The organism is Natronomonas salsuginis, assembly GCF_005239135.1.
GTDB lineage: Archaea > Halobacteriota > Halobacteria > Halobacteriales > Haloarculaceae > Natronomonas > Natronomonas salsuginis.
In genome coordinates this window covers 291,766-316,221 of the sequence record NZ_QKNX01000002.1, presented here as the reverse complement: position 1 = coordinate 316,221, position 24,456 = coordinate 291,766, and the positions used below count along the sequence as shown (strand labels likewise).

General features: G+C 63.6%; 31 protein-coding genes and 1 tRNA gene. 16 read left to right on the top strand and 16 right to left on the bottom strand.

Translation table 11 applies throughout. The annotated features are described in order from the left end of the window. Nucleotides 1-113: 113 nt before the first annotated feature. The 4 genes from DM868_RS06390 to DM868_RS06375 form a co-directional block, all read right to left on the bottom strand. On the bottom strand, nucleotides 114-1,292 hold the full coding sequence (locus DM868_RS06390) for a Gfo/Idh/MocA family protein (protein WP_137276036.1): 1,179 nt from the start codon (nucleotides 1,290-1,292) through the stop codon (nucleotides 114-116). A gap of 269 nt (nucleotides 1,293-1,561) precedes the next feature. Continuing rightward, nucleotides 1,562-2,089: a DUF7344 domain-containing protein gene (locus DM868_RS06385; protein ID WP_137276035.1), complete on the bottom strand. Its 528-nt coding sequence runs from the start codon at nucleotides 2,087-2,089 to the stop codon at nucleotides 1,562-1,564. Between the two features lie 167 nt (nucleotides 2,090-2,256). Then, a complete protein-coding gene (locus DM868_RS06380) occupies nucleotides 2,257-2,583 on the bottom strand; it encodes a HalOD1 output domain-containing protein (RefSeq protein WP_246049027.1) in 327 nt (108 codons plus the stop codon). Nucleotides 2,584-2,746: 163 nt separating this feature from the next. After that, on the bottom strand, nucleotides 2,747-3,892 hold the full coding sequence (locus DM868_RS06375) for an alpha-D-ribose 1-methylphosphonate 5-triphosphate diphosphatase (protein ID WP_137276034.1): 1,146 nt from the start codon (nucleotides 3,890-3,892) through the stop codon (nucleotides 2,747-2,749). 226 nt (nucleotides 3,893-4,118) lie between these two features. Between DM868_RS06375 and DM868_RS06370 the strand changes: the two genes are divergently transcribed. Continuing rightward, complete coding sequence (locus tag DM868_RS06370) at nucleotides 4,119-4,568, top strand: thioesterase family protein (RefSeq protein WP_137276033.1); 450 nt, start codon at nucleotides 4,119-4,121, stop codon at nucleotides 4,566-4,568. A 24-nt stretch (nucleotides 4,569-4,592) separates the two neighbouring features. Here DM868_RS06370 and DM868_RS06365 read toward each other — a convergent pair whose 3' ends face one another. Together DM868_RS06365 and DM868_RS06360 are read right to left on the bottom strand one after the other, a co-directional pair. Then, nucleotides 4,593-5,477: a halocarboxylic acid dehydrogenase DehI family protein gene (locus tag DM868_RS06365; RefSeq protein ID WP_137276032.1), complete on the bottom strand. Its 885-nt coding sequence runs from the start codon at nucleotides 5,475-5,477 to the stop codon at nucleotides 4,593-4,595. A 69-nt stretch (nucleotides 5,478-5,546) separates the two neighbouring features. Further along, entirely contained in the window at nucleotides 5,547-5,933 is a 387-nt protein-coding gene (locus DM868_RS06360; RefSeq protein ID WP_137276031.1) for a secondary thiamine-phosphate synthase enzyme YjbQ, read from the bottom strand. A 155-nt stretch (nucleotides 5,934-6,088) separates the two neighbouring features. Here DM868_RS06360 and DM868_RS06355 point away from each other — a divergent pair, with 155 nt between their 5' ends. From DM868_RS06355 to DM868_RS06350, 3 genes are all read left to right on the top strand, one after another. Next, nucleotides 6,089-7,051 carry a glutathione S-transferase family protein gene (locus DM868_RS06355; protein ID WP_137276030.1) on the top strand — a complete coding sequence of 321 codons (963 nt, stop codon included), beginning with the start codon at nucleotides 6,089-6,091 and terminating at the stop codon, nucleotides 7,049-7,051. A gap of 87 nt (nucleotides 7,052-7,138) precedes the next feature. Next, nucleotides 7,139-7,291 carry a hypothetical protein gene (locus DM868_RS15065; RefSeq protein WP_170964431.1) on the top strand — a complete coding sequence of 51 codons (153 nt, stop codon included), beginning with the start codon at nucleotides 7,139-7,141 and terminating at the stop codon, nucleotides 7,289-7,291. A 95-nt stretch (nucleotides 7,292-7,386) separates the two neighbouring features. Further along, entirely contained in the window at nucleotides 7,387-8,082 is a 696-nt protein-coding gene (locus DM868_RS06350) for a carbonic anhydrase (protein WP_137276029.1), read from the top strand. Nucleotides 8,083-8,194: 112 nt separating this feature from the next. Here the strand turns inward: DM868_RS06350 and DM868_RS06345 are convergent, their stop codons facing one another. Continuing rightward, nucleotides 8,195-8,389, bottom strand: a complete 195-nt coding sequence (locus DM868_RS06345) for a cold-shock protein (RefSeq protein WP_015408520.1) — start codon at nucleotides 8,387-8,389, stop codon at nucleotides 8,195-8,197. A 133-nt stretch (nucleotides 8,390-8,522) separates the two neighbouring features. Between DM868_RS06345 and DM868_RS06340 the strand changes: the two genes are divergently transcribed. Further along, nucleotides 8,523-8,837 carry a cupin domain-containing protein gene (locus tag DM868_RS06340; RefSeq protein ID WP_137276028.1) on the top strand — a complete coding sequence of 105 codons (315 nt, stop codon included), beginning with the start codon at nucleotides 8,523-8,525 and terminating at the stop codon, nucleotides 8,835-8,837. Between the two features lie 9 nt (nucleotides 8,838-8,846). On the opposite strand, the gene DM868_RS06335 is transcribed toward DM868_RS06340, so the two are convergent. Beyond that, nucleotides 8,847-9,461 (bottom strand): MogA/MoaB family molybdenum cofactor biosynthesis protein, encoded by a 615-nt coding sequence (locus DM868_RS06335; RefSeq protein ID WP_137276027.1) that lies wholly within the window; start codon nucleotides 9,459-9,461, stop codon nucleotides 8,847-8,849. Nucleotides 9,462-9,602: 141 nt separating this feature from the next. Here DM868_RS06335 and DM868_RS06330 point away from each other — a divergent pair, with 141 nt between their 5' ends. Beyond that, the gene (locus tag DM868_RS06330) at nucleotides 9,603-10,658 is read left to right on the top strand and encodes a zinc-binding dehydrogenase (protein WP_137276026.1); all 1,056 of its coding nucleotides are present in this window, start codon (nucleotides 9,603-9,605) and stop codon (nucleotides 10,656-10,658) included. A 40-nt stretch (nucleotides 10,659-10,698) separates the two neighbouring features. After that, on the top strand, nucleotides 10,699-10,983 hold the full coding sequence (locus tag DM868_RS06325) for a hypothetical protein (protein ID WP_137276025.1): 285 nt from the start codon (nucleotides 10,699-10,701) through the stop codon (nucleotides 10,981-10,983). Nucleotides 10,984-11,069: 86 nt separating this feature from the next. Here DM868_RS06325 and DM868_RS06320 read toward each other — a convergent pair whose 3' ends face one another. From DM868_RS06320 to DM868_RS06310, 3 genes are all read right to left on the bottom strand, one after another. Next, on the bottom strand, nucleotides 11,070-11,249 hold the full coding sequence (locus DM868_RS06320) for a hypothetical protein (RefSeq protein ID WP_137276024.1): 180 nt from the start codon (nucleotides 11,247-11,249) through the stop codon (nucleotides 11,070-11,072). A 105-nt stretch (nucleotides 11,250-11,354) separates the two neighbouring features. Beyond that, complete coding sequence (locus tag DM868_RS06315; RefSeq protein WP_137276023.1) at nucleotides 11,355-11,954, bottom strand: NUDIX hydrolase; 600 nt, start codon at nucleotides 11,952-11,954, stop codon at nucleotides 11,355-11,357. A 49-nt stretch (nucleotides 11,955-12,003) separates the two neighbouring features. Continuing rightward, on the bottom strand, nucleotides 12,004-12,417 hold the full coding sequence (locus DM868_RS06310) for an Lrp/AsnC family transcriptional regulator (RefSeq protein ID WP_137276022.1): 414 nt from the start codon (nucleotides 12,415-12,417) through the stop codon (nucleotides 12,004-12,006). Nucleotides 12,418-12,519: 102 nt separating this feature from the next. On the opposite strand from DM868_RS06310, the gene carA reads away from it, so the two are divergent. Continuing rightward, nucleotides 12,520-13,581, top strand: coding sequence for a glutamine-hydrolyzing carbamoyl-phosphate synthase small subunit (carA, locus tag DM868_RS06305; protein WP_137276021.1), 1,062 nt, complete (start codon nucleotides 12,520-12,522; stop codon nucleotides 13,579-13,581). Between the two features lie 263 nt (nucleotides 13,582-13,844). Here carA and hmgB read toward each other — a convergent pair whose 3' ends face one another. The 4 genes from hmgB to DM868_RS06285 all read right to left on the bottom strand — a co-directional run bounded on the left by hmgB (nucleotide 13,845) and on the right by DM868_RS06285 (nucleotide 17,983). Beyond that, nucleotides 13,845-15,182 carry a hydroxymethylglutaryl-CoA synthase gene (gene hmgB / locus DM868_RS06300; RefSeq protein WP_137276020.1) on the bottom strand — a complete coding sequence of 446 codons (1,338 nt, stop codon included), beginning with the start codon at nucleotides 15,180-15,182 and terminating at the stop codon, nucleotides 13,845-13,847. A 94-nt stretch (nucleotides 15,183-15,276) separates the two neighbouring features. Further along, the gene (locus tag DM868_RS06295) at nucleotides 15,277-16,809 is read right to left on the bottom strand and encodes a hypothetical protein (protein WP_137276019.1); all 1,533 of its coding nucleotides are present in this window, start codon (nucleotides 16,807-16,809) and stop codon (nucleotides 15,277-15,279) included. 226 nt (nucleotides 16,810-17,035) lie between these two features. Further along, nucleotides 17,036-17,617 (bottom strand): DUF2150 family protein, encoded by a 582-nt coding sequence (locus DM868_RS06290; RefSeq protein WP_137276018.1) that lies wholly within the window; start codon nucleotides 17,615-17,617, stop codon nucleotides 17,036-17,038. Nucleotides 17,618-17,671: 54 nt separating this feature from the next. Beyond that, nucleotides 17,672-17,983 carry an MTH1187 family thiamine-binding protein gene (locus DM868_RS06285; RefSeq protein WP_137276017.1) on the bottom strand — a complete coding sequence of 104 codons (312 nt, stop codon included), beginning with the start codon at nucleotides 17,981-17,983 and terminating at the stop codon, nucleotides 17,672-17,674. Between the two features lie 85 nt (nucleotides 17,984-18,068). Here DM868_RS06285 and DM868_RS06280 point away from each other — a divergent pair, with 85 nt between their 5' ends. Together DM868_RS06280 and DM868_RS06275 are read left to right on the top strand one after the other, a co-directional pair. Further along, entirely contained in the window at nucleotides 18,069-18,965 is an 897-nt protein-coding gene (locus DM868_RS06280; RefSeq protein ID WP_137276016.1) for an alpha/beta fold hydrolase, read from the top strand. Nucleotides 18,966-19,048: 83 nt separating this feature from the next. Continuing rightward, nucleotides 19,049-19,852, top strand: coding sequence for a DUF6498-containing protein (locus DM868_RS06275; protein WP_137276015.1), 804 nt, complete (start codon nucleotides 19,049-19,051; stop codon nucleotides 19,850-19,852). Between the two features lie 324 nt (nucleotides 19,853-20,176). Here DM868_RS06275 and DM868_RS06270 read toward each other — a convergent pair. Next, nucleotides 20,177-20,247, bottom strand: a tRNA-Gly gene (locus DM868_RS06270). A 206-nt stretch (nucleotides 20,248-20,453) separates the two neighbouring features. Here DM868_RS06270 and DM868_RS06265 point away from each other — a divergent pair. Genes DM868_RS06265 through DM868_RS06240 form a run of 6 tightly spaced genes read left to right on the top strand, consistent with a single transcriptional unit; the run spans nucleotide 20,454 to nucleotide 24,456 of the window. Beyond that, complete coding sequence (locus DM868_RS06265) at nucleotides 20,454-21,290, top strand: putative RNA uridine N3 methyltransferase (RefSeq protein WP_137276014.1); 837 nt, start codon at nucleotides 20,454-20,456, stop codon at nucleotides 21,288-21,290. 5 nt (nucleotides 21,291-21,295) lie between these two features. Next, nucleotides 21,296-22,306, top strand: coding sequence for a 50S ribosomal protein L3 (locus DM868_RS06260; RefSeq protein WP_137276013.1), 1,011 nt, complete (start codon nucleotides 21,296-21,298; stop codon nucleotides 22,304-22,306). Between the two features lie 3 nt (nucleotides 22,307-22,309). Further along, nucleotides 22,310-23,053, top strand: a complete 744-nt coding sequence (gene rpl4p, locus DM868_RS06255; protein WP_137276012.1) for a 50S ribosomal protein L4 — start codon at nucleotides 22,310-22,312, stop codon at nucleotides 23,051-23,053. After that, on the top strand, nucleotides 23,050-23,298 hold the full coding sequence (locus DM868_RS06250) for a 50S ribosomal protein L23 (protein WP_137276011.1): 249 nt from the start codon (nucleotides 23,050-23,052) through the stop codon (nucleotides 23,296-23,298). Before rpl4p ends, DM868_RS06250 begins: the two co-directional genes overlap by 4 nt. A 2-nt stretch (nucleotides 23,299-23,300) precedes the next feature. Next, nucleotides 23,301-24,032: a 50S ribosomal protein L2 gene (locus DM868_RS06245; RefSeq protein ID WP_137276010.1), complete on the top strand. Its 732-nt coding sequence runs from the start codon at nucleotides 23,301-23,303 to the stop codon at nucleotides 24,030-24,032. Between the two features lies 1 nt (nucleotide 24,033). Next, a complete protein-coding gene (locus tag DM868_RS06240; RefSeq protein WP_137276009.1) occupies nucleotides 24,034-24,456 on the top strand; it encodes a 30S ribosomal protein S19 in 423 nt (140 codons plus the stop codon).

Sequence of the window (24,456 nt, the reverse complement as noted above, 5' to 3'; positions counted from 1 at the left end):
TTATGTGTAGGCCGGTAATCGCGTCTTACCGATCGGGAACAGCGGCTCTTTTGCCCCGTCCGACTCCTACGGAGGACGATCGAACGGCCGGGTTGCGGTTTTCAGTCCCGCGTTTAGTCGGCTGCCAGTTCCCCCTCTGTCGCGTCCGTCTCGGTTTCTCTCGGTGCGTTCAGTGCGCCTGCCTCGTACATCGCCTCGAGCGGATTGTCGTCGATCTCGAGTGGGAGATGAACTCGTCCACGCTGACGGGCCGATTGCCAACTCGCGAACACGAGTTCGGTCCCCCGAAGCACGGACTGACCGGATATGGTCGGCTCTTCGCCCGACGAGAGCGACGAGACGAGGTGTTCGATCGCCCGCTCGTAGTGCGTCGGGGGGTCCTCGAATCGCTCGATCGTCACCGGGAGCACACCCGCGAGTTTCTTTGCCGTCGCCGTAACGATGCCCGGCGAGTAGCTGTACACCGTCTCGTTGGCCGTGTCGATAGATTTCCACCCTCCGTCGGTTCGCATCCGCAGCGGCGGTCCACCGTCGGGTTGGATCTCGATTTCGCCCTCGGTACCGACGAGTCTGCAGTACGCGTCCACCAGCGTCGGCCCCTCTTCGGCGGTCGAGGCGAACCCCATCGTCCCGTCACCGTACCGCCACTGTGAGATCGCTCGCGTCTCGTTGATCGCCCCGAACCACCGGTTCTCGCGCGCGTAATCGATCCCGGCGAGAACCCACTCGACCCGCTCGCCGTCGGTGAACAGATCGCAGAGATCGAACAGGTGAGACCCGGCGTCGAAGAGGTTCACTTCGGACCACTCGAGCCGCCGTAGCTCCCCGATCTCCCCGGCTGCGAGCAGTTCCTTCGCGCGTACCACCGGCATCGCGAACCGACGCTGGTGGTCGATGGTCAACTGGACGCTCTCGGCCTCACAGATCGCCACCATCCGCCGACAGTCCGCCCACGTGGTGGCCATCGGCTTCTCACAGTGAACGGCCTCGACGCCCGGTGCTCGCGCACAGTCGATAACCAACTCCGCGTGGATCGCCGGCGGAACGCAGACGCTGACGATGTCGGGCTCTACCGCCGCCAACATCTCCTCGTGGTCCTCGTACACCTCCTCAATATCGTGGTGTTCGGCGAAGGCCTCCGCGTTCTCCCGGACGATGTCCGCACACGCGACGAGCGAACACGATTCGAGGCGCTCGTACCCCTTCGCGTGGCGGTACGCCATCGCGTACCCATCGCGGCCGCGTGTCTCCGGATTCGCCCCGGTTCCCACTATCGCAACACGATATGTCATCGGGTCAACTACACCGACGCGGTTAAATAGTATATATCGGCTAATCGCCGGTTCGGGCGCTCATCGTCGGTTTCTACGCCTGCTGAACGAGTCTCCATCAGAAAAGGCCCCCCGAAGCGCGCCCGCAGGTGCTGGCACACAGGCTGACAGGCGAGTACGGAGGTGCCGTCTTGATATCTCGTGCCAACGATGATAAATGTACTGTACAGCCCAGTGGATCGCCCGTCGTTTCAACATTGCAGTCCGTTCCGTGGCGAGCCGTCGGACGCTCACTCCGGAATCGCTGGCGTCGGTGCGTCGGAATGGGCGGCGTACCGCCGGTGGACGAGGCTCACGACGACGATCCCGATCAGAACGACCGTTCCGACGTAGATCGGGCGCACGAGTTGGGTTCCGAGGAGGCTTGCGAGGGCGTACACGAACAGCCCCACGATGGCGACGACGAGATACACCCGGTGCCAGGAGACGTCGTTCGTCTCCGTATCGAAGTACGCGACGAGCCCGTCGACGCGATCGGTCGGACTGACGAGCCCTGATTCCGGATCGAAGGTGACCACGCCGGAGTCCTCCAGTTTCGGGACGTGCGTTTGGTACAACGACACGTAGGTTCGTTTTCGCTGCTGTGCCGAAAGCTCCTCGGGAGAGCGATCGTTCTCGATGGCCGCTAGCTCCGTCGCCAACTCGCCGAGTTCGATCCCGTCGGTGCCCTGCAGACGCCGTAAGAGCAGGCGCCGTCGACCGTTGCTCAACAGATCGAACGCCGTGTCCTGGGGAAGTTTCGTTGATTCTGTGTCCATCGTTTTCGAGAGTAGCCCGATCGTGCGTGGTGCCGACTGTACGTTCTCCGGACAGCCGCTTTGTTAGGTGTCGACTACCTCACGAGTCCTCAGAACACGGTCCCCGCCGAGATCCCCCCGATCGCTCTCGCTCTCCGTTTCAGCGATGTCTCCGCAGAATGGTCTTCCTACTCGAAGTTCTGTGTTCCCGATCGGACGGCAATCTCCCCTGTTCCGTGTACGGTCACGCGCCGACCGGCAAAGGGAAACGACACGGTGGTCGCGGCATCCGACCCCGACCGAATGGCCGCGTTCAGCGCGTCCGGATCGATGGTGCTGTACAGCGGTTCGATCTTGGTCGGTTCTCGCTCGACGACCGCGGAAACGGCTTCGATGACCGCCGTCGAGGGATCCGTCGAGGACCACTCGTACTGTGCGCGAACGACATTCGTCTCATCGGTGGCCGTGATGAGATCACGTTCCGGCATGGATGGTGTCTTGAATTCGTCGCTCATTGACTACCTCCACGTTATTGCCATATCGTATAACTCTTATGAGAATCACTACGCAGTTGCTTGAGGGCTATTTCACGCCTTCTGAGGTGAAATAAGCGACGCGTGGACGCGGTATCGAGTTTCGCCCGCTCATGGCACCGATTGGATGGTTTCGTCGAGCAGTTCATCCGGCCCGAAGCGCGTCTGCCCCCTCGACGAAAACGCGCTCGATCGTCGGGATCGGGTGCGGGTCGACGACGATCACGTCGGCTCTCGCACCGGGTTCGAGTCGGCCGCGATCCGTCAGTCCGACCGCGGTGGCCGGAGCGGCGGTCACACGTCGGACGCGATCAACCAGCGACTCGCCCGTCTCGACGAACGGTGCCGCGAGCAGCGACGGAGGATGATAATCGCTGCACAGAACGTCAACCGCACCGTGATCGATCGCGGTTCGAACGCCCAGATTTCCCCACAGACTGTGTCCGCGGACCAGATTCGGCGCTCCCATCACCGTCGTGAGCCCGCGCTCTGTGGCCCGTCTCGCCGCGGCGAGCGTTATCGGATACTCGCTCAGTTCGACGCCGAGGTCCGCCATGGCGTCGACGCGCGGCGGCGTCTCGTCGTCGTGAGAGGCCAACGGAATCCCCCGCGAGTGCGCGAGCTCTGCTACGCGCTCGAGTTGGCTCCTGAGAACCGTTTGCGACGCCGTGCGCCGCTTCATCGCGAACGTCTCGATCTCCTCGGTCGAACAGTTCCGGTTCGCCGTGTAGTGTCGTTCGAAGCCAGCCTCGTCGAACTGTCCATCGCCGGGTGCGTGGTGCATCACCGAGACGAGATCGACAGCAACGTCGTCGATCAATCGCTCGACGGCGGAGACGCTCTCAGTCGTGAGTTCACAGCGTGCGTGGACGCGTTGGTCCCCGAGCGTGTACTCGGCGCTCGAAATTTCCTGACAGAGCTCCGTGGCGCCCTCCGGGCTCCGGGTCTCGGTCGGATCGTCCTCGAAGGCGATCGCGTGGAACTTCGTCGTCACGCCGTTGCACAGATTGAGTCGATCGGTCGTGACCAGCGCCGTTGCGGTGTCCACCCGTGCCTCCGCCCGCGGATGATACTGCTGTTCGATGTCGTCACCGTGTAGGTCGACCAAGCCCGGCATCACGACGCGCCCCTCGACGTCGATCGTCGTCGTCGCCGACACGTCCGACGCCCTCGACGCCGTCTCGACGGTTTCGATTCGCGACCCGGAGATGACGACGCACCCGCCCTCGATGACGCGGTCGGGCGTGACGACACGCCCGTTTTTGAGCAGAATTCGCTCCGTCGTGGCCATCACGACTCTGCCTCCGCGAACGCGTGGCCCACCGCTGTTTCGTCGCACGATCGCGAGAACATACGCTGTATACCGACGAGAGCGACTTTGTTATACGAGTGGTAAATCGCCGCCCGACGCCGGCCACTGACCCTGAATCCGGCCGTGATTCTCAGTCGGTAGGGATGGCCACGCTCCGCCGACCGACGCAATCACTATTACCCGTCCGCCCGCCCGTCCGGCAGCCATGGACGGTCTCCCGCGCCCCGGAATCACCGCCGAGCGGACGTTTCGCGTCGAGCGTCGCCACACGACACACCTATTCGGCACACAGAAGCATCCCCCCGGCTTGCCCGCCGCAGCCGACGCTGACGACGGGGATTCGATGCGGGTGCTCGGCACGCCACAACTGCTCGCCGAAGTCGAGTTTCTGGGCCGCGAATCGCTGCGTGGGACGCTCCCCGACGGCACCGGTGTCGCCGGAACGAGCGCGGAGGTTCGACACCGTCGAGCCGTCTCGGTCGACCGTTCCGTGCTCGTTCGAACGGAACTGACCGACGTGACGGACCGGACGCTCACGATCGAGGGGACGCTGTCTCTCGTCGACTCGGACCAACTTGTCGGCGAGGTGGTGAACACGCTTCGGGTGGTCGAGCGCGAGGCGTTCCTCGACCGGATCGATGCCGAAGACCCCTGACGCCGCACGTGCGAACGTGCCGGCTCACCAGCCGTCCCGTCGTCCCGCGACTCTCAGCGTGTCCGCAAACACGTGGATCGACGGGACGACCGTCTCGATCGCGCCGCGGTTGAACTCCCTGAACAGCGCGCGGAGCTCCTCGATCGCGTCCTCGTCCAGTCCGCGCGAAGCTAACACGTCCGCCCCGAGCTGCGGCACGTACGGAAGCGACCCGACGTATTCCTCGACGACTCGGCGAGCAGCAGCACGACCGTCGTCGAACGTCTCGTCCCGGAGCGCCGGCTCGATATCTGTCCAGGCCCGCGAGAGATACTCGGGCCACTGCGCCAGACATCGGTGGACGCTGGGGAGCCCCTCGTCGATGCCGTGAAACGCCCGGATCGACTCGATCGTTCCGGCGAGGTCGGTCGGCGGATCGTCGAACGCCGCAAGCGTCGGCGGTGCTCCCCGGTCCCGGTCGAGCGCCGGCGGCAACGGTTCGGTCGCGCTCGACGCGTCCATCGTCGCCGTTCCGACCGGCTGCTCGGAGAGCGATCGGTCGACGAGTTCGAACAACACCGCGAGCCGCGGTGCGACCACGTCGAACGTCGCGAGCTGTCGGCGGAGTTCCGCGTATTCGGCCGGCGAGACGTCGATCTCCTCTCGACCGTACGCCGGGAGGTCGCGTTCTGACTCGACGGCACCCAACACGGCGTCGCGATACTCGATCGAGACGCGGCCGAACGCTCGCGTCTGAAACGCCGGCTTCACCTGCCCCCACATGTGGCGGACGAACTCGGGATGGTTCGCCATCGTCGTCCGGAATATCCAGTTGACGATCGGCGCTCGAAACGTGTGCTTGACGTCGTCGTAGAGCCCGCGCTTCCACCCGGTCGCCTCGTGCTCGTACAGCTGTTTGCTCGTGTCCATTCTCCGATGAGAGACGGGAACAGCGCAAAAAGCTGCTGCTGGGGTGTACGCGGCTTTCCGCGCCGCACTCTACTCGACGCTCGGCGTCGCAGTCACCGATAGCGACCGGGTCCGGGGACCGTCGCACTCGATCAGCAAAACCGACTGCCACGTTCCCAACGCCAGTTTCCCGTCGCGTATCGGGACGCAGACGCTGCGACCGAACAGCGATGACCGGAGATGTGAATCGGCGTTGCCGTCGAGCGCGTCGTGTTTCCAGCCGTCCGAGGCGGACAGCTCGGCGACGAACGCCTCGATGTCGTCCACTAGGTGCGGTTCGGCTTCGTTGATCGAGAGCGCCGCCGTCGTGTGTTCGACGAACACCGTACAGAGTCCGTGATCGACGGCCGGAAGTTCGGCTTCGACTCGCTCGGTCACGTCGACGACGTCGATCCGGTGCTCGGTGGATACGTTCATGGGGTGTCGTAGGTTCCGGTTCGACTAAGTGCTAGCTCACGGTATCGGGCGCGTGTCTGCCGGCAAACTCCACATCACGGACGACGTCCATACTGAATCCGGCAAGGATCCGTCTCCGACCGGACACCTATCCGTGCTCGACGCCTACCCGAAGTATGCATCAGTTCGTCGACGGCGAGTGGGTAAGCGAGTACGAAGCCACCGACGAGGACGGCTCGTTTCAGCGACAGCCGACGTCGTTCCGCGACCGAGTCGATCCCGACGAGGCCGAAGCCGGTCGGTATCACCTCTACGTGAGCTACGCGTGTCCGTGGGCCCACCGGACGCTCATCGCTCGGAAACTGCTCGGGTTGGAGGAGGTCATCTCAGTCGACGTCGTCGACCCGTTTCGCGCCGAGGGCGGCTGGCAGTTCACGCCCGACAAGGACGGCTGTACGGTCGATTCGGTCAACGGCGTCGACTACCTCCGGGAGGCCTACGTCGAGGTCGACCCGAACTACACCGGTCGGGTGACGGTCCCGGTGCTGTGGGACACGGTCGAGGACACGATCGTCAACAACGAATCGCGGGAGGTGATGCGGGACCTGACGACGGCCTTCGCCGAGTTGGGCAACGGCGTGGATCTCGCCCCCGAAGAACTTCGTGAGGAAATCGACGAGACGCTCGATCGGATCTACGAGCCGATCAACAACGGGGTCTACCGGACCGGGTTCGCCGACACGCAAGCGGCGTACGACGAGGCCGTCACCGAGCTGTTCGACGCCCTCGATCACTGGGATTCGGTGCTCGAATCCCAACGGTATCTCGTCGGCGATCGTCTCACCGAGGCGGACATCGCGATGTACACGACCCTCGTGCGGTTCGACGAGGTGTATCACACGCACTTCATGTGCAACCGCACGCTCATCCGCGAGTTCGACACCCTCTGGCCGTATCTGCGGGACCTCTACACGACGCCGGGGTTCGGCGAGACAACGAACATGGCACACATCAAGGAACACTACTACACAACCCACCCTGACGTGAGTCCGAAGCGCATCGTTCCGATAGGTCCGGGTCCGGACTTCGAGGCCCCACACGACCGCGACGAACTGCCCGGACAGCCGCCGGTCCGATAGGTGAACCGCGCGTCCGTCGGTTCTCACCGCTTCGATCCGAAACGGCGACAAAAATTATATACTGTCGTGGTATAGTGTGACATGGATATGCCTGACACGAAGCGTGGACGCGAACGAAAGGGTCGGATGAAGCAAGCACAGCGCCGGCAGTACGAGATCGAGCAGGCGATCGAAGCGCGCGACCGCGAACTCGACTTCGACGAACTGTACGAAGACGTCGAGATCGAGCTCGACACTTAACGGCGCTTCTGGGCCGTCTCGCGCGGCTTGATCGACGTCCACCCCGTCCGAACGGGATACTTGCGATTTTAGTTCCAAGACGATGAGGCGTACGTATGCCAGAAGCGACGCTAGCGGAACTCTTCGAACGGAACGCTCGTCACGCCGAATCCATCCCCGAGGACTATTTCGATGCCGTTCAGTCCGGACAGATGCCGGCGGTGGTCTCCGTCTGTTGCTCGGATTCGCGCGTTTCACAGGAGGGGATGTGGGACGTCGACGAACCGGGCTGGCTCTTCACCGCCGGCAACATCGGCAATCAGGTCCGCGACCGCTACGACGGACGCGAGGTCGTCAGCGGGGACGTTCTCTACCCCATTCGGTTCACCGACACGAGGCTGGCAGCCGTCGTGGGACACACCGGCTGTGGGGCCGTCACCGCCACGCTCGAACGGGTTCGATCGGACGAGCAGACGCTGCTTCCCGAGGGAATCGAAAAGCGCGTCGAGACGCTCCGTCCGATCGTCGAGGCCGGCCTCGACGACGATCGGATCAGCGACGACGAGACGGCGGGGGTGATCGATCAGCTCGTCGAGTACAACGTCGACAGACAGGTCGAGTTCCTTCGAGCGGCGGACTCGATCCCCGACTCCACGACCGTCGTCGGCTTCGTCTACGACTTCCAGGGCGTCTACGGGGACGCGCTCGGTCGGTGTTATCTCGTCAACTACGACGGCGAGACGTCCGCCGAGGCGCTTCGCACCGTCGTTCCGGATCGATTCGAATCTCACGTCGATCGGCTCGTGGCCTAACCCGTTGGGCTCGCGAGCCGAGGATCCGTTCTCTTCTGTCGCTTCCGCGTTCGACGACCGCGGCGCTCCGGACGTAAAATAAAGTGGTCGAAAGCGATACGAGTCGTCGGCCTTACAGGCGGGTCAGGTTCGTCGCGCGGGGGCCCTTGTCGGCCTCCTCGATATCGAACTCGACTTCCTGTCCTTCTTCGAGGTCCGGGCCGCCGACATCCTCCATGTGGAAGAAGACGTCCTCGTCCGCGTCCTCAGTGTCAATAAAGCCGTATCCGCCAGTGTCGTTGAAGAAATCAACCGTTCCGGTTGCCATCTTGTAATCACAACGTAGCTGCACATATAACCCTTCCGGGATCTGATCGGGCAACTCGCGGGTCAGACAGTGGCGCGAGCGTACGAATCGCACACATCCAAGCACTAATTGGTTGAGCCGCCGAAGTGCTCGTATGACGCTGAACGAACTTCCCGATCTCGATCCCGCCGCCGGCACCGTCGAAACCGCCGAACTCGTCGTCGAGGACGACGTTCTCGTGAAACTGTTCGCCCTCGGCCCCGGCGGAACCTTCGACCCGCACGTCCACGACGACTGTGAGAACGTCTTTCACCTGTTGACGGGCGAGATCGTCGTCACGCAGGACGACGTCAAGGAGACCGTCCGTGCGCCCGCGGTGGTTCACAACCCCCGTGGGGTCGAACACGGCGCAAAAAACGAGAGTGAGAATCTGGCGCTCTTGACCGCCAGTCTCTGTCCGTTGCCCTGATCGCTCGCGCTACTCTTCGGTTTCCTCACGCCGCGCCAATCCGGCCAGGTGCGGCGCTTCCTCGACGATCACCGCTTCGGCTCCGAGACGTGCGGCGCTCTCGCTCCCCGGTAGACAGAAGACCGGGGCACCGTCGGCGATTCCGGCCGTCGCCCGCGTGCCGACGACGCGCGTGCCGATCTCATCTCGCGAGAGGCTCCGGAACAGTTCGCCGAATCCCGGCAGGCGCTTGTCGAACAGCGGCGTTACGGCTTCGACGGTCACGTCGTCAGGGGTGACGCCGGTCCCGCCGGTCGTGACGACGCAGTCGGTGTCGCCTCTGTTGACAAGGCGATCGACGATGCTCTGTACCGTGTCGAAGTCGTCGTTGATCAGTTCTCGAACCGTGACCGCGTGTCCGGCGTCCGCGATCGCGGAGGCGATGGCGTCGCCCGCGGCATCCTCGTCGATCCCGCGGCTCGACGAGACCGTCACGATCGCGACGCCGAGTTCGTCGACGTCGTGGTGGTGGTGGCCGTGGTGTTCGTTGTCGTGTTCGTCTTCACCGCTTCCGTGACGGCCATCCGGCTCTGCGGTCTCGGTTCCGTCGTCAGCTATTTCGTCCGCGCTCGTCGGATCGTCCATACCGATACCACGACCAGCCGTGGGAAAAACGACCGGTTCGATGCGCGCCACCCGCGATCGCCCGGGCTCCAGTCTGCTCGCCCGTCAACTCCGACGGCAGACTTCGCTAGTGTTTTGCACCCTCGGACCGCACTCGCACGCATGCAGGCGATATACTACGAAGAGCATGGCTCGTCGGACGTCCTCCAGTATGGCGACTTCCCCGACCCCGAAATCGGGGCCGAGGAGGTACTCGTCGAGATCAAAGCTGGCGGACTAAATCACCTCGACGTCTGGACCCGAAAGGGCATGCCGAGCCCCGAGGAGATGCCGCACATCCCCGGCAGCGACGGTGCCGGCGTCGTCAGCGAGGTCGGCGATCGGGTCACTCGCTTCGAACCCGGCGACCGCGTCGTCGTCGATCCGGGGCTGTACTGCGGTTCGTGTGAGTTCTGCCGGTCGGGCGAACAGTCGCTGTGCGTCGACTACAAGATCACGGGTGAGCACGTCCGTGGCGTCCACAGCGAACTCGCGGCGGTTCACGAGGACAACCTCCTCGACCTCCCCGAGGGTACCGACTTCGTGAGGGCCGCGGCCGCCCCGCTCGCCTTCCAGACCGCCTGGCGAATGTTACGCACGCGGGTTGGGATCGACCAATCGGACACCGTCCTCGTGTTGGGCGCCTCCGGCGGCGTTGGCCACGCATGCGTCCAGATCGCCGCCAACGAGGGCTGTGAAGTGTTCGCCACGGCGTCCTCCGAGGAGAAACTCGATCACGCGCGGGCGTGCGGAGCCGACCACCTGATCAACTACGAAGAGGACTCGTTCGCCGACGAGATCAAGGAGCTAACCGACGGCCGCGGCGTCGACGTCGTCGTCGACCACATCGGCGCGGCCACGTGGGACGATTCGTTGAGCGCGGCCGCTCACGGCGGATCCGTCGTCACCTGCGGGGCGACCTCCGGTGTTTCCCCCGAGACGAACATCCCGAAAGTGTTCTGGAAACAGCTCGACATCCTCGGCTCGACGATGGGGACGCCGGGCGAGATGGACGACGTGATGGCGAAGGTGTTCGACGGCACGTTTGAGCCGCACGTCCGGGACGTGCTCCCGATGAGCGAGATCCAACAGGCCCACGAGATGCTCGAATCCCGCGACGGGTTCGGCTCCGTCGTGGTCGTCCCCGACGAGGACTACGATCCGAGCGACTACGAGTGATGTCCGCCGGTCGAGTGCCGCGAAGCGGTGTTCGGGGCCCATGAGCGAGGATCGAGACGACGGCGACCCGTCACCTACCGATCGAGACGCCAACGATGCGCTGATCACGCACCCGGATGCCGTCGATCGGAAGTTCGACTGGCGCGGCTGGGCGCTCGTCGGGGCGATCTTCGTCGCGTTCGTCGCGGTTCCGGGGATAATATACCTGTACCCACACGCCCCGTCGATCGTCGGCCTCTCGTTTTGGGACACGTATCTCGTGTTACCGATGATTCCCGCCGTCATCCTCGGCCTGCTCGCGGTGTGGGCAACGACTCGTCCCTGATCGATGGGCCGGTCGAACGGACGTGCGCCGGACAGCGCTTGGTTCCGTCCTCAAGCGGCTGTCGACGCGTTCGAGCACAACGGCACCTACGCCGCTGGCTCGGAGTGGTCCGTCCCTTCGACGGGCGAGGGTGCGATGATACCGGAGGTTCGAGCGTACTGCCGAAGCCTGGACCGCGGAATCCCCGCCCGACGAGCGGCCTCGACCTCGGTCAACTGCCCAGTTATGTACCGGAGCACGGCGTCTCGAATTTCTTTATCATCCATCGTCTCCGTTGATGTCTACTCGTGAATCAAATGTAAATCTTTCTTCGGATCTGTTGCCCGAACGTCTCAAAAAGTGCAAAAATAGTATCGCTATTCTATCCGGAATCAGTCCTCGTCGAAGTCCCGCCGCATCGCGATTTCGAACCACGGGCACAGCCGGAGTTGCCGGTACCACCGTGGGTTCTGATGGAGCCGCTCGTAGGGGACCCACATCACGCCCGCGACCTCCTCCTCGTCGGGATCGAGCGTCCGATCCTCGAGGGTACACTGCAGCACGGAGCAGACCTCCCACTCGAGACCGTCGTTCAGGTAGTAGCGCTTGTACTCGAATTTGTCCGTCACTCGGAGATCGTCGTACTGATCCGGCGTGATCCCGAGTTCCTCTTCGAGACGTTCCTCGGTGGCTTCCAGTTGGGTCTGTCCCTCGACCGGATGGGACGCGACGGTCCCGTCCCAGTGGGTGTCCCATAGTCGCTTCCCCGGGGCGCGCTGTGCGAGTAGCACGTTCCCCTCGCCGTCGAAGACGAGTGCGGTGAACGCGCGATGTCTGATTCCCTCCCCCGTGTGGGCGTCGATTCGGTTGACGAGCCCTTCCGGGTTGTCGTCTGGGTCGACGGCGATGACGTCCTGTCCGGCGTTCTTGTGGTTCGTGAGATCTTCCGAATCCGGTCCCGATCCGGCGGGATCGGTGTCGTCCGTGCTCATGTTCCGGCAGACGCGTGACGAGGTTAAGGAGCCTTCGACTCGCTCGGTGTTACCCACGCTTCTCGTCGAGGATGAGTCGCGTCTTCGTCGAGACGACCTCGTCAAGCTCTCTCGCCCGGGTTATGAGGTCGTTGAGCGTCCCGGTATCGGTCGTGTCCACGACGACGACGACGTCCTCCTCGCCGGAGACTTGCCAGACGAAATCCACCTCGGTCCAGTCGGCCATCCGTTCGGACATCGTACCGGTGTCGACGTCGACCGCGACGCCGATCTCGATCATCGCCTTGACGTTCCCCGTCCGGGTCGCGACGGTAAAACGCTCGATGATACCCGAATCGAGCAGCTGTTCGACGCGATTTCGAACCGTCCCCTCGGAGGTTCCCACCCGGTCGGCGATCTCCGTGTAGGGCGTCCGGGAATCGCGGCGGAGGATCGCGAGGATCCGGCGGTCGAGATCGTCCATCGAGATGCGTCCGTTTTCTCCGATCGCACTTACAGATTACGAATTTCGTAGCGATCCTTCGAACACAAGCGTTAATTGCGGGTGTGTCATACGCATCTCGTAATGACGAAGGCCTACGTGGCGCTGGAGAACGGGCAGGTCGTGGAGGCGCGCTCGCGTGCTCCGGGGCGTACCCGCGGCGAACTGGTGTTTACTACCGCCTACACCGGCTACGAGGAATCGCTCACCGATCCGAGCTACGAGGAGCAGATCCTCACCTTCTCGTACCCGCTGATCGGGAATTACGGCGTCCGCGAGGAGCGCTTCGAGTCCGATCGGGTCCACCCACGCGGCGTCGTCGCGCGGGAACTGACCGAGGACGTCGCCGAGTGGCTCGGACGCGAGGGCGTCCCCGCGGTCGACGAACTCGACACCCGCGACCTCGTCACCGGCATCCGAGAGCAGGGCGCGATGCGCTGTGGGATCGCCGCCGGTCCCGATGCGACTCCCGAAGACGCCGAGGCAGAGCTCGCCGCCTGCAAGGGAATGAGCGAACACACCGACATCGGCTCGCAGGTCTCGGTCACCGAGCCGGTGACGTACAACGCCGAGGGCGACGGCCCCACGGTCGCGCTCGTCGACTGTGGCGCGAAGGGGTCGATCGCCTCCTCGCTCGTCGAGCGAGATGCGGTCGTCAAGCAGCTCCCGTACGACGCGACTGCCTCCGATATCGAGGCGATCGATCCGGACATCCTCTTCATTTCGAACGGCCCGGGTGACCCCGAGAACTTCGAGCAAGCTGCGGCTCTCGTCGACGCGTTCGTCGGCGAGCTCCCGCTCGCGGGCATCTGTCTCGGCCAGCAGGTTATCGCCAACGCGCTCGGCGGCGAAACCGAGAAGATGGAGTTCGGTCACCGCGGCGTCAATCAGCCGGTCTTGGACTTCCGCTCCGAGCAGGTCGTCATGACGACCCAAAACCACGGCTACACGGTCTCCGACCCCGGCAAACTCGACGTCACCCAAATCAACGTCAACGACGACACGCCGGAGGGGCTCGAAAGCGAGGAGCTGAACGTCATCACACGACAGTACCACCCCGAGGCGAACCCCGGTCCCCACGACACGCTTGGCTTCTTCGACGACGTACTCGGGATGGTTGACTCCCCGCCAACCGTCGAGCGGTAACCGACGGCAAACCTCTCAAAATAGGTTTTTTTCGGTTCGATTCCCCGAGACACTCTCCCCGTCGCGTTTCGCTATCTCGCGGGTCGATTCGCTCCTCCCGCTCGATCCATTCAACAACTCCCCACGGTCGCTCGCGCTATCTCACGGCTCACACGGTTCGCCGTTCGCAAGTTCTGATGGCCTCGCGCTGCTCGCCCCCGCTATCTCACGGCTCACACGGTTCGCCGTTCGATCTATTCGAGGACTCCCTACGGTCGTCCTCGCTATTCGACGTACCGATACTTTCGCTCACCCATCCGCCCCCAGCCGTCGAAGGCGAACTCCGCCTCGGGCACGGTGAACTCCTCGACTGCGGACTCCTCGTCGAAGTTATGTGCGTCGTGGACGTCCTCGTACTCCTCGAAGGTGAGTTCGTACCGTGATTCGAGCCGCTCGTCGATGTCGATCGCTTCGATCTCCTCGCGCCAGTCCTCCTGCACCGTTTCCACGTGAATCTCCGCCTGCGCACCCGAGCCGTACGAGCCGACCAACAGTCGTTCTCCGACCGCATCTTCGCCGGCCTCGGCGAGCGCTTTCAGTCCCGAGACGCGGGCGACGTGGACCGACCCAGTGTACCAGTTGCCGACGTGCCGAGAGAGCGTCAGCGTCGGATCGATCGTTCGACCGTACCACGCCTGATAGCGTTCGGTCTCCTTCAGCGCGTCCGTGTACTCCGAGAGCGCTTCTAGATACGCCTCGTCGGAGTCGAACGCTTCCGATCGGGGCTGGCGACCGATCTCCTCGGCCAGTTCCTCCTCGATCTCCGTGTCGCGGGTGATGTGGCGATACGCGAGGACGGCAGCCTTCCGGACCATCCCGGGGAACGGCGTGTGGAACGGCCCGAGGCGGAAGTCGTCGGCGTGGATCTTCCCGCCGACGCGCTCGTAATCGATGAGCGCCTCGCGCATGCGGGCGAGGTAGACGTTCACCGAGCGCTTGCCGTCGACGCTCGGGAACTGCTGTTGGGGTTTCAGGAAGTCCGTCTCGTCGGCCGAGCCGTACCCCTGCTCGGTCGACAGTTCGACGAGGTTGGGATCCTCGTCGATTAACATCGCGACCGCACCCGCCCCCTGGGTCGCCTCGCCGGGGTCGTCGCGCGCGTACAGCGCCGTGTCCGTCGCGATGACGAGCGCCGCCCGCCCGCGATTTCGTCCCGCCTTGATCCAGTTGTAGGCGTCGTCGATGCTCTGGGTGCCCGCCACGCAGGCGAACTTCCGCTCGCCCTTGTTCGCGTGGTGGAAGTCGCTCTCGAAGACCTGTTCGAGACAGCCCGCGATGTACGTCGAGACGGGCTTGGAGTGGTCGAACGCCGACTCCGTCGCCACGTCGATCCGGCCGATGTCGTCGGGTTCTAGACCCTTCCGCTTCATCAGTCGGTGGGCGGCGTTCGCGCCCATCGTGACGATGTCCTCGTAGGTGTCCGGGAACGAACTGGCGTGCAGGCCGAGTCCCTTGGTGTACTTTTCGGGCGCGTCGCCCATCTCCGGTGCGAACGTCTCCGCGAGATCGAGCCTGAGTTTTCCCGTGTGGATCTCGACGGCGTCGATACCTACGGTTGTCATATCGGATACTCAACGTCTCGTTATAAGTTATTGTCGGTGGCTGTTTCGACAGTTGACGAATATTCGCGCTCAAAAGCCGTTATTCGACACGGTGCTAATCTGTAATCTCGAATGCATCGCTGTCTTCGGCACCGCTATCATCCCCATAATCCACGGTACTTGCGTCACCAACGTTTCCAACCACATTTATACCGTTTATCACAATCTCGATCGTGTCTCCACCCTTATTGCCCCTAGCAGTAAATATGATCTGATCGTTCTCTTGATCGTATTCGACTCGATCGTTATTATTAGACTGCTGTAGAAACTCAACTTCGCCCCCAGTGTAATTAATCGTGTCTCCCTGTGCCGACGAGAGATCTATTATCGCCTCGTTATTGTTCCCCATTTCGGGTTCAAAACTGAATGTCTGTGAGTCGTTGTTAATTTCTATATCATTCGCTACAAAATTAACGTCTCCCGGCGGACCCGGCGGACCTGGCGGAAAGTCAGCTTCTTCCACAGTCGCTTTCACACTATCCGTATCATCACCCCAGACTCCACGGCTATCCTGCCCACGAATCACCAACGTATTCGTCCCTTCCTCGAGGTCGTCAGCCGAAATTTCGTCTTCAACTTCGAGCTCAACGTCATTTAGATACTCGCCGTCGACAGCTTCCATCGGATTGGCGTTTCCTTCCCCGGGATCATCGCCCTGTATATACCACTCCGCGGCCTGAATAGTAGTACCCCCTCGCCAATTATCTTCACCTGTCTTCCCCACACTCGAAACGTCCGCCCTGATATCGAACGTGTCGCCTTCCTCTAGCGATTCATCGTCGCTGTTGACATCCACTCTTGGTCCAGGAAGCGTTTCGTCGCCACCCTCCCCGCCGGGTTCGGTACGCTCGTACTGAACCGGGGTGAACTGTTCGTCATCCACTGAGCCGCCGTCGAAGCCGACTCGCGCCACTCGAAGCTGGTACGTCTCGCCCGCTTCGAGTTCGATCGTGACGCGGTCGTCTTCGGCTCCGGGGGTGGGTACCCGGGCGTGGGGCTCCCCTTCGTCGAACTCCTCCCCGATGACGTCCTCGCTTGCCCACAGTTCGGGAGTCTCTGTCGGAATCGTAAACTCGATGTTGTCGTTTGCCGCCTCAATCTCGATCGGGGCCGTCGGTCCGTCGAGTGTCTCCGGATCGAGGGTGATCGCTTGCCCGCCCGTCCGCGAGAGGTCGCCACTGAACAGGACGACGTTCAGTCGCTTGTCGTTTATTAATCGCTGGTCCTTGACCACGAGGTCGGTGTCCCGAAACTGGTTATATAAAAGCGAGTGCTCGAAGTTCGTCTCGGGTGCTTCTTGATACTCGTTATACCCCGGTTGGTACCCGAGCAACCGCGTTTCGAACCCGTCCTCGAAGTCGTCAAGGAGGTCGTTGGGATCGTTATCGAAGGCACCCGGAGTCGTCGCTTTGGCGTCCCGTATAACGAACTTGGTTTCCGGATCGATCGTTCGGAGATCCCCCGACGGGTCTGGTGGATTCAGTGCTGCCAATCGAGCCGGATACCGTGCTCCGATCCGAACTCGAACCGGACGGTGTTCGGAGACGATCTCGTAGTCGCCTTCCTCGACACGTTCGACCGACCGCACGTCGAAAAGTGAGTTCCGCAACTCCTGCATATCCGTCTGGACGTCGCTGTTGTGATTGAACTCCACCTCGGCGTTCTGACTGGGCACGACGAACGCCTGATACGTCGAAAACGCGATTATCAACATCGCAAACAGCAGAATCGATCCGACGAGGACGGACTGCGCGCGCTCGTCGCCCCCGAATTCCATGGCCGATGAACGGTCGTCCCGGATAAAAACGTACGCCCTATTCGTCTTCCTCGACGACTTCCGGATCGGCGAGTGCGCGCCCCAGCGAATCGAGGCCGTTGATCCAATCGGCGACGAGCCCGTACTCGATCTCCTCGGCGACGTCCATCCCGAGCTCCTCGCCGTCGACGATGAGCGTGCCCGCCTGCACGCAGTGTGCCAACGCGGTGTCGAGATCCTCCTCGTCTTCCGCCGCCGCGGCGGCCCGGAGGTGTTCCTCAACGGTCCCCTCTCCGGCCGGCCCACCGACGATGAACTCCTCGGCGGTGTAGAACGCGCACACGAGCGAGGTCTGGATCCCGTCGACGAGCGTCAGTTTCTCCTCGTCGTCGATCTCGACTTCGGAGAGAACGATCTCCCGGATTCGGGCGAGTTCTTCGACCGCTGTGTCGGCGTCGTCGAGTTCGCCGTCCTCGTAGTCAGTGACGATCTTGGCGATGGCGATCGTCGCGTCGTCGAGCAGATTAAAAAACAGCCGTGCGGCGTCGTCGCTCTCGGGATCGATCTCCTCCTCTCGAAGCCGGTCCAGCCAGTTGTTCCACCGCTCTTCCGCGTAGTATTCGCCGGGAGGCGTGCTCATGTCCGAAGATACGGGGGGCCGGGGATATGCCTTTTCCTTGCCCGTCTCGCCGCGCTATCGCTCTCGCTTCGCGGTCCGTCCCAGTTCTCGCTCGACGCTTTCGACCTTCTCTCTTGCGCGCTGCTTTCGGGTTCGCTTGTCGTCGATCTTCAAAAACGTGCTCACGCGATCGGCGTCGACAGCGTTGTGCGCCGCCCCGACAGCCGCGAGCAGCGTGTCGATGTCGTCGGCTTCGATGATCGTTCCCATCGGGTTCGTCTCGTAGGCGACGTCGAACGCCTCGAGCGCCTCGACCGCGGCGGCGACCTCGTTCGCCATGCTGTCTTCGATAACCGGTGCCACGCTCAGGAGTGCTACGACGCTCATGCGAAGACTTCGCCGCCCGCGCTGATAGACATTATCCTGTGACTCCTCCACAAATTTCTATATAAATTGGTGCCCACCTCAGGATATGAGCGGAGAGACTGCCGGCCACCGACTCCAGCGGCGACGGGTCGACGCCAACGGGCTGACTTTCGAGTGTCTGCACTCCGGCGAGGACGATCGGTTGGCGCTGTGTCTGCACGGCTTTCCGGACAACGCGGGCTCGATGGCCCCGATCATGTGGCGACTCGTCGACGAGGGGTTCACCGCCGTCGCGCCGTTCATGCGCGGCTACGCCCCCACCGACCCCGCACCCGACGGCGACTACTCAGCGCGAGCGCTCGGGCGCGATGCGATCGAACTCGCCGAGGTACTGGGGGAGGAGTTCGACACCGACGACGCCGTTCTCGTCGGCCACGACTGGGGCGCAGCCGCCGCCTACGCCGCCGACCGGACCGATCCGGACGCCTTCTCGAAACTCGTCGCGATGGCGGTCCCGCCGGGGTTCAACGCGCTCCTTCCGACGCACCATCGGCAGTTCCTCCGGAGCTGGTACATGTGGCTCTTCCAGCTCCCCGACCTCCCGGAGCGCGCCCTCCGGTGGCGCAACTTCGCGCTGATCGAGTTCCTGTGGGGGACGTGGAGTCCCGACTGGGACTACCCGGACTCGAGGGTCAACGACGTCAAGGAGACGTTCCGCGCCGAGGGGACCGTCGAACACGCCGTTCAGTACTACCGCGACACGATCAACGTCCCACCGTCTGCCCTTCTCGGCAACGGCCCCTCGCTAAATGAGGTGCCGTCGATAGAGACGCCGACGCTTGTCATCTGCGGCGATCGGGACGGAAGCGTCGGTCCCGAACTGTTCGAACGCGCCGGCGAGGTGATCGAGGACTGTCGAGTCGTCCGGGTCCCCGGTGCCGGCCACTTCATGCACCACGAACGCCCCGACGTCGTCGGCGACGAGATCGCGGCGTTTCTGTAGCCTCGGCGTTGTCGACAGTTCGCCGCGATATCGACGTAAACGGATCACAGGGGTATTTTCTCTCCACCGAACACGATCGACTGATGCGAATTGGCCCTCCACGTCTCCATCGCTCGGACGCCGTCGCGTTCGCGTCGATCCTCCTCGCCAACCTGGTCCCGCTCGCCGGGATCGCGCTGTTCGGGTGGCGAACCGCCGAGGCGCTCGTGCTCTATTGGATCGAAGTCTGCGTTATGCTGCTCGTATACACTTTCGTCGCGTTCTTCGCGGAACTACCGATCGAAACCGACGATCGGACGTTCGTCCTCCCGGGGACGAGTCATGAGTCAGGGCGTACTCGTTCACCTCCCGGGCGCGAACGGGTCGGTATCGAGGTTCCCGGGCCGCTTCTGTCGATCTATCTACACGACTTCGGCGTCATTTCGCTGTCGTTCGTGTTGGGTATCGCCCTCTGGATCGGGCCGATCTCCGCCCTCGAGATCACCACCGTGGTTCGGGACGCGCTCTCGCCGGCCGTGCTCGTGGCGTCGGTCGGGATCGTCTTCTCGCACCTCGCCGAGCTACGGCGCGATTTGTTCGTCGAGAAGCGCTACGAGGAGCTGTCGGCACACATGGTGCTCGAGATCCCGATCCGAATCGTTCTCTTCCCGCTGTTTCTACTCCTTTTCATCGCCTTCGTCGGCTGGCCGTGGCTCTTCTTCGCGTTCGTCGCCGTCCCGGAGGTCTTCGGGATCGCTCTGATGGCCGCTCGGATCGAATTCCTGCTCGTCTCGGGGGGGGTTCTGATGAAACTCACCGTCGAGTGGGCGCGCTTTCGGGCCGACCGCGATCCGGAGCCGGGGGGAGTCACGAAGTGGTTTCTGCCGGAGGATCCGAGAGAGCTGTGAGTCACAAAGGCGCAAGGAGGAAGCCCACGGCTTTAGCCGTGGGAGGAATCCGACGTTTTCGAGACCTCGCTGCGTTCGGCCTCGCTATGCGCTGGCTGGGATATTGAACCGGGTCGAGGCGGTCCTGCTCGCTCACTTCGTTCGCTGTGCGGGCTGCGACTCGCCGGGTTCAAATCCCGACCGCATTCACGACTCACGAGATTCCTCGTGACGCTCCGCTATCGCTACGCGCCACTCGGCGTGATGTTCGTCAGAGAAATGCGTTCACGGGTCGCTTCGCTCCCCGTTCACGTTTTCGAGACCTCACTGCGTTCGGTGTCGGTATGCGCTGGCTGGGATTTGAACCCAGGTTGTGACCATGGCAAGGTCACGTGATACCACTACACTACCAGCGCGTCCTTCGCATTCAACCGTACCGCGGAGATAAATAAAAGACTTGCGAACCCGCGGTGGTCGTGGGGGTTCCCGTCGGAGTTCGAGAGTGTCACACACGCGAAACCCCTGTCAACGGCAGGCACGACCGCTGCATACCGCGATGCTTTTATGGGTGGATTCGGTATCAACGGCACAGTCTCGTGATCGGATACGGAAGCGCCACGGTATGACACGCAGCGTGCTCGTGCCGTCGTCTCTAACCCGAGAGGCCGAGGACAAACGCGAGGCGACTCGCAAACTCGGCTACGTCGCCCGCGCGGCGACGATCTTTCGGGTGGATCGACTGGTCGTCTACCCCGATCGGGGTGGCGACGACGGTCGGTTCGGCGACGGGTTCGTCGGCACCGTGCTCGACTACGCCGCCACGCCCCCATACCTCCGAAAGGAGGTCTGGGACAGGCGGGACGAACTGGAGTACGCTGGCATCCTACCGCCGCTCCTCGTCCGTACACAGACCGGCTCCGGATCGGACGGTTCGGGGTCGTTAAGACAGGGAATCGTGACCGAGGTCGGACCTGACGGGCGCGTCCGGGTCAATTGCGGACTGCAACACCCGATCTCTCTGCCGGTGCCACCATCCATGGCGGTCTCGGCGGGAGAGCGCGTCACCATCAGGGTCTCTTCGCGAGAGCCGGTTCGCGCGAAACTCGTGGCGGACTCCCCACCGGGATTCGCCGTCGAGCGCGCGACCATCGCTGACTGCCTCACCCGTCCGGACGCCGGCGTCCGAATCGCCGCGTCCAGACACGGCGAGGTGTTGACGGTCGATCGGCTCCGTGGACTCACGGAGCGGTCGGCTACCGACGGACTCACGGTCGTCTTCGGCGCCCCCGAACGGGGGCTGCCGGAGATCCTCGACTGTGAGCCTCGCGCGGAGACGATCGAAGATGAACCGAAAGCGCGGTTCGACCTTTGGCTCAATACGGTTCCGAACCAGGGTAGCGAGGTCGTCCGAACGGAGGAAGCTCTGTTCGCGACCCTTGCCCCCCTCACACTGGAGTGAGATAAATGCCACAACCAAGCAGACCACGAAAAGGCTCGATGGGCTTCAGCCCCCGCAGCCGTGCGGCCAGTGAGGTCCCGCGCTTTAACTCCTGGCCGGACGATGAAGGGCAGCCTGGGTTACAGGGCTTCGCCGGATACAAAGCCGGCATGAGTCACGTCGTGACGATCAACGACGAACCCAACTCCCCCCGAGAGGGCCAAGAGGAGACCGTTCCGGTGACCGTCGTCGAGACGCCACCGATGCGGGCTGTCGCCGTTCGAGCTTACGAAGACACGCCGTACGGAAAGCGACCGCTGACCGAGCTCTGGGCCGACGAGGTCCACGAGGATCTCGGGCGCGCGCTCTCCGTCCCAGAAGAACAGTCCGGCGACGCCGAAAGCCAGATCCGCGAGGCGCTCGATGCGGGTGCCCTCGCCGACGTGCGGGTGATCACCCACACCGTCCCGCGATCCGTTTCGAGCGTCCCGAAGAAGCGCCCCGATGTCATGGAGACACGCGTCGGCGGCGGCTCCCTCGAAGAGCGAGTCGAGTTCGGACTCGGCCTCGTCGACGATGGCGGCGAACACGCCGTCACCGACGTGTTCCGCGCCGGCCAGTACGCCGACGTCGCGGGCATCACGAAGGGGAAGGGAACCCAGGGCCCCGTCAAGCGATGGGGCGTCCAAAAGCGGAAGGGCAAACACGCCCGCCAGGGCTGGCGCCGACGCATCGGCAACCTCGGCCCGTGGAACCCATCGCGGGTCCGCTCGACGGTTCCCCAGCAGGGCCAGACCGGCTACCACCAGCGGACCGAACTGAACAAGCGGCTCGTCGCACTCGGCGACGACGAGGTCACCCCCGACGGTGGCTTCGTCAACTACGGCGAGGTTTCGGGTCCGTACGCCCTCGTGAAGGGCTCGGTTCCGGGTCCCGACAAACGTCTCGTTCGGTTCCGCCCGGCGGTGCGACCGGCCGATCAACCGCGCCTCGACCCCGAGGTCCGGTACGTTTCCACCGTCTCCAACCAGGGCTAAATCATGCAGGCAACAGTACGTGACCTGGACGGCGACGACGCGGGCGAGGTCGAGCTGCCGGCCGTCTTCGAGACGGCCTTCCGGCCCGATCTGATCAAGCGCGCAGTCCTCGCCGCACAGGCCAACCGACAGCAAGACACTGGTACCGACGAGTACGCGGGGCTTCGGACCCCGGCGGAGTCCCTCGGCAGCGGCCGCGGGCTGGCGCATATCCCGAGACAGAACGGGCGCGCACGCGAGGTGCCGCAGGCCGTCTCCGGTCGCGCGGCGCACCCGCCGAAGGCCGAGAAGGACCGCGGACTCGAGATCAACACGAAGGAGCGAAAGCTCGCGACCAGAAGCGCGATCGCCGCGACCGCGGACGCCGAACGCGTCGCCGAGCGCGGCCACGCCTTCGGCGACGTCGAGCTTCCGCTCGTCGTTTCCGACGAGTTCGAAGAACTCGTCAAGACGAAGCACGCGGTCGCAGCGCTCGACTCTCTCGGCGTGTACGCCGATGTCGAGCGCGCCGAGGACGGCAAATCGGTCCGTGCCGGCCGCGGGACGACCCGCGGACGGAAGTACACGGAGCCGAAGTCGATCCTCGTCGTCACGAGCGAGGAGCCCTCGCTGGCGGCCCGCAACCTCGCGGGTGCCGACGTGGCGACCGCAGCTGAGGTCAACGTCGAGAACCTCGCGCCCGGTACGCACGCGGGGCGACTCACGCTGTGGACCGAAAGCGCACTCGAGGAGGTGGCCGAGCGATGACGCTCAAACACCCCCTCGTCACGGAGAAGGCCATGAACGACATGGACTTCGAGAACAAACTGCAGTTCGTCTGTCTGCCCGAGGCGACGAAACCCGAGATCGCCGAGGCCGTCGAACAGCAGTTCGACGTCTCCGTCGACGCCGTCAACACCCAGATGCGAATGAAGGGTGACAAGAAGGCGACGGTCACGCTCTCGGACGACGACGACGCACAGGAAGTCGCATCGCGGATCGGGGTGTTCTGATCATGGGACGCAGAATCCAAGGACAGCGGCGTGGTCGCGGGACGTCGACGTTCCGCGCCCCGTCGCACCGGTACAAGGCGAATCTCTCGCACCGAAGCCTCGAAGACACGGATCTCGTGACCGGCGAGATCGTCGGGATCGAGCACGACCCCGCACGATCCGCGCCGCTCGCCGATGTCGAGTTCGACGACGGCGACCGACGGCTCGTCCTCGCCCCCGAGGGTGTCGCGGTCGGCGACGAGATTCAGATCGGCGTCTCCGCGGAGATCGAGCCCGGCAACACGATGCCGCTGGCCGAGATCCCCGAAGGAATCCCGGTATGTAACGTCGAACGACAGCCTGGTGACGGTGGGAAGTTCGCCCGCGCCAGCGGCGTGAGTGCGACGCTTATGACCCACGATCGGAACGCCGCGGTCGTTCAACTGCCGAGCGGTGAGGTTCGACGGCTGTCGCCCGAGTGCCGCGCTACGATTGGCGTCGTCGCCGGTGGCGGTCGGACGGAGAAGCCGTTCGTCAAGGCCGGCAACAAATATCACAAGATGAAATCCCGCGGGAGCAAGTACCCGCGCGTCCGCGGCGTCGCGATGAACGCCGTCGACCACCCGTTCGGTGGCGGCGGCCGACAGCACCCCGGCAAACCGAAAAGCGTCTCCCGCAACGCGCCACCGGGCCGCAAGGTCGGCGACATCGCCTCCAAACGGACCGGTCGCGGCGGGAAAGGAGGACGAGAATAGCATGAGTTCGGAATACCAGATCGGCCACGAAGGTGAGTTCACCTACCGTGGTCACACGCTCGGCGAGCTGCAGGAGCTGTCGCTCGACGAGGTCGCGGAACTGCTTCCCGCACGACAGCGGCGAACCATAGAGCGGGGCCTCTCCGTCGAACAGGAGAAGCTCCTCGAGAAAGCCCGCGACGCGGGCGAAGAGGAGACCGCGAACGATCCGATCCGGACGCATCTGCGTTCGATGCCGGTCGTCCCGGCGTTCGTCGGACTGACGTTCGCGGTTCACAACGGCCAGTCGTTCGAACGCGTCACGGTCGAGCCGGAGATGATCGGTCACTATCTCGGCGAGTTCCAGTTGACGCGAACCTCGGTCGAACACGGACAGGCCGGAATCGGCGCGACCCGCTCGTCGAAGTTCGTACCGCTCAAATAA

Bases quoted from the DNA above. Each gene is read 5' to 3' on its own strand.
- DM868_RS06390 (WP_137276036.1), bottom strand. From the start codon at position 1,292: ATGACATATCGTGTTGCGATAGTGGGAACCGGGGCGAATCCGGAGACA.
- DM868_RS06385 (WP_137276035.1), bottom strand. From the start codon at position 2,089: ATGGACACAGAATCAACGAAACTTCCCCAGGACACGGCGTTCGATCTG.
- DM868_RS06380 (WP_246049027.1), bottom strand. From the start codon at position 2,583: ATGAGCGACGAATTCAAGACACCATCCATGCCGGAACGTGATCTCATC.
- DM868_RS06375 (WP_137276034.1), bottom strand. From the start codon at position 3,892: ATGGCCACGACGGAGCGAATTCTGCTCAAAAACGGGCGTGTCGTCACG.
- DM868_RS06370 (WP_137276033.1), top strand. From the start codon at position 4,119: ATGGACGGTCTCCCGCGCCCCGGAATCACCGCCGAGCGGACGTTTCGC.
- DM868_RS06365 (WP_137276032.1), bottom strand. From the start codon at position 5,477: ATGGACACGAGCAAACAGCTGTACGAGCACGAGGCGACCGGGTGGAAG.
- DM868_RS06360 (WP_137276031.1), bottom strand. From the start codon at position 5,933: ATGAACGTATCCACCGAGCACCGGATCGACGTCGTCGACGTGACCGAG.
- DM868_RS06355 (WP_137276030.1), top strand. From the start codon at position 6,089: ATGCATCAGTTCGTCGACGGCGAGTGGGTAAGCGAGTACGAAGCCACC.
- DM868_RS15065 (WP_170964431.1), top strand. From the start codon at position 7,139: ATGCCTGACACGAAGCGTGGACGCGAACGAAAGGGTCGGATGAAGCAA.
- DM868_RS06350 (WP_137276029.1), top strand. From the start codon at position 7,387: ATGCCAGAAGCGACGCTAGCGGAACTCTTCGAACGGAACGCTCGTCAC.
- DM868_RS06345 (WP_015408520.1), bottom strand. From the start codon at position 8,389: ATGGCAACCGGAACGGTTGATTTCTTCAACGACACTGGCGGATACGGC.
- DM868_RS06340 (WP_137276028.1), top strand. From the start codon at position 8,523: ATGACGCTGAACGAACTTCCCGATCTCGATCCCGCCGCCGGCACCGTC.
- DM868_RS06335 (WP_137276027.1), bottom strand. From the start codon at position 9,461: ATGGACGATCCGACGAGCGCGGACGAAATAGCTGACGACGGAACCGAG.
- DM868_RS06330 (WP_137276026.1), top strand. From the start codon at position 9,603: ATGCAGGCGATATACTACGAAGAGCATGGCTCGTCGGACGTCCTCCAG.
- DM868_RS06325 (WP_137276025.1), top strand. From the start codon at position 10,699: ATGAGCGAGGATCGAGACGACGGCGACCCGTCACCTACCGATCGAGAC.
- DM868_RS06320 (WP_137276024.1), bottom strand. From the start codon at position 11,249: ATGGATGATAAAGAAATTCGAGACGCCGTGCTCCGGTACATAACTGGG.
- DM868_RS06315 (WP_137276023.1), bottom strand. From the start codon at position 11,954: ATGAGCACGGACGACACCGATCCCGCCGGATCGGGACCGGATTCGGAA.
- DM868_RS06310 (WP_137276022.1), bottom strand. From the start codon at position 12,417: ATGGACGATCTCGACCGCCGGATCCTCGCGATCCTCCGCCGCGATTCC.
- carA (WP_137276021.1), top strand. From the start codon at position 12,520: ATGACGAAGGCCTACGTGGCGCTGGAGAACGGGCAGGTCGTGGAGGCG.
- hmgB (WP_137276020.1), bottom strand. From the start codon at position 15,182: ATGACAACCGTAGGTATCGACGCCGTCGAGATCCACACGGGAAAACTC.
- DM868_RS06290 (WP_137276018.1), bottom strand. From the start codon at position 17,617: ATGAGCACGCCTCCCGGCGAATACTACGCGGAAGAGCGGTGGAACAAC.
- DM868_RS06285 (WP_137276017.1), bottom strand. From the start codon at position 17,983: ATGAGCGTCGTAGCACTCCTGAGCGTGGCACCGGTTATCGAAGACAGC.
- DM868_RS06280 (WP_137276016.1), top strand. From the start codon at position 18,069: ATGAGCGGAGAGACTGCCGGCCACCGACTCCAGCGGCGACGGGTCGAC.
- DM868_RS06275 (WP_137276015.1), top strand. From the start codon at position 19,049: ATGCGAATTGGCCCTCCACGTCTCCATCGCTCGGACGCCGTCGCGTTC.
- DM868_RS06265 (WP_137276014.1), top strand. From the start codon at position 20,454: ATGACACGCAGCGTGCTCGTGCCGTCGTCTCTAACCCGAGAGGCCGAG.
- DM868_RS06260 (WP_137276013.1), top strand. From the start codon at position 21,296: ATGCCACAACCAAGCAGACCACGAAAAGGCTCGATGGGCTTCAGCCCC.
- rpl4p (WP_137276012.1), top strand. From the start codon at position 22,310: ATGCAGGCAACAGTACGTGACCTGGACGGCGACGACGCGGGCGAGGTC.
- DM868_RS06250 (WP_137276011.1), top strand. From the start codon at position 23,050: ATGACGCTCAAACACCCCCTCGTCACGGAGAAGGCCATGAACGACATG.
- DM868_RS06245 (WP_137276010.1), top strand. From the start codon at position 23,301: ATGGGACGCAGAATCCAAGGACAGCGGCGTGGTCGCGGGACGTCGACG.
- DM868_RS06240 (WP_137276009.1), top strand. From the start codon at position 24,034: ATGAGTTCGGAATACCAGATCGGCCACGAAGGTGAGTTCACCTACCGT.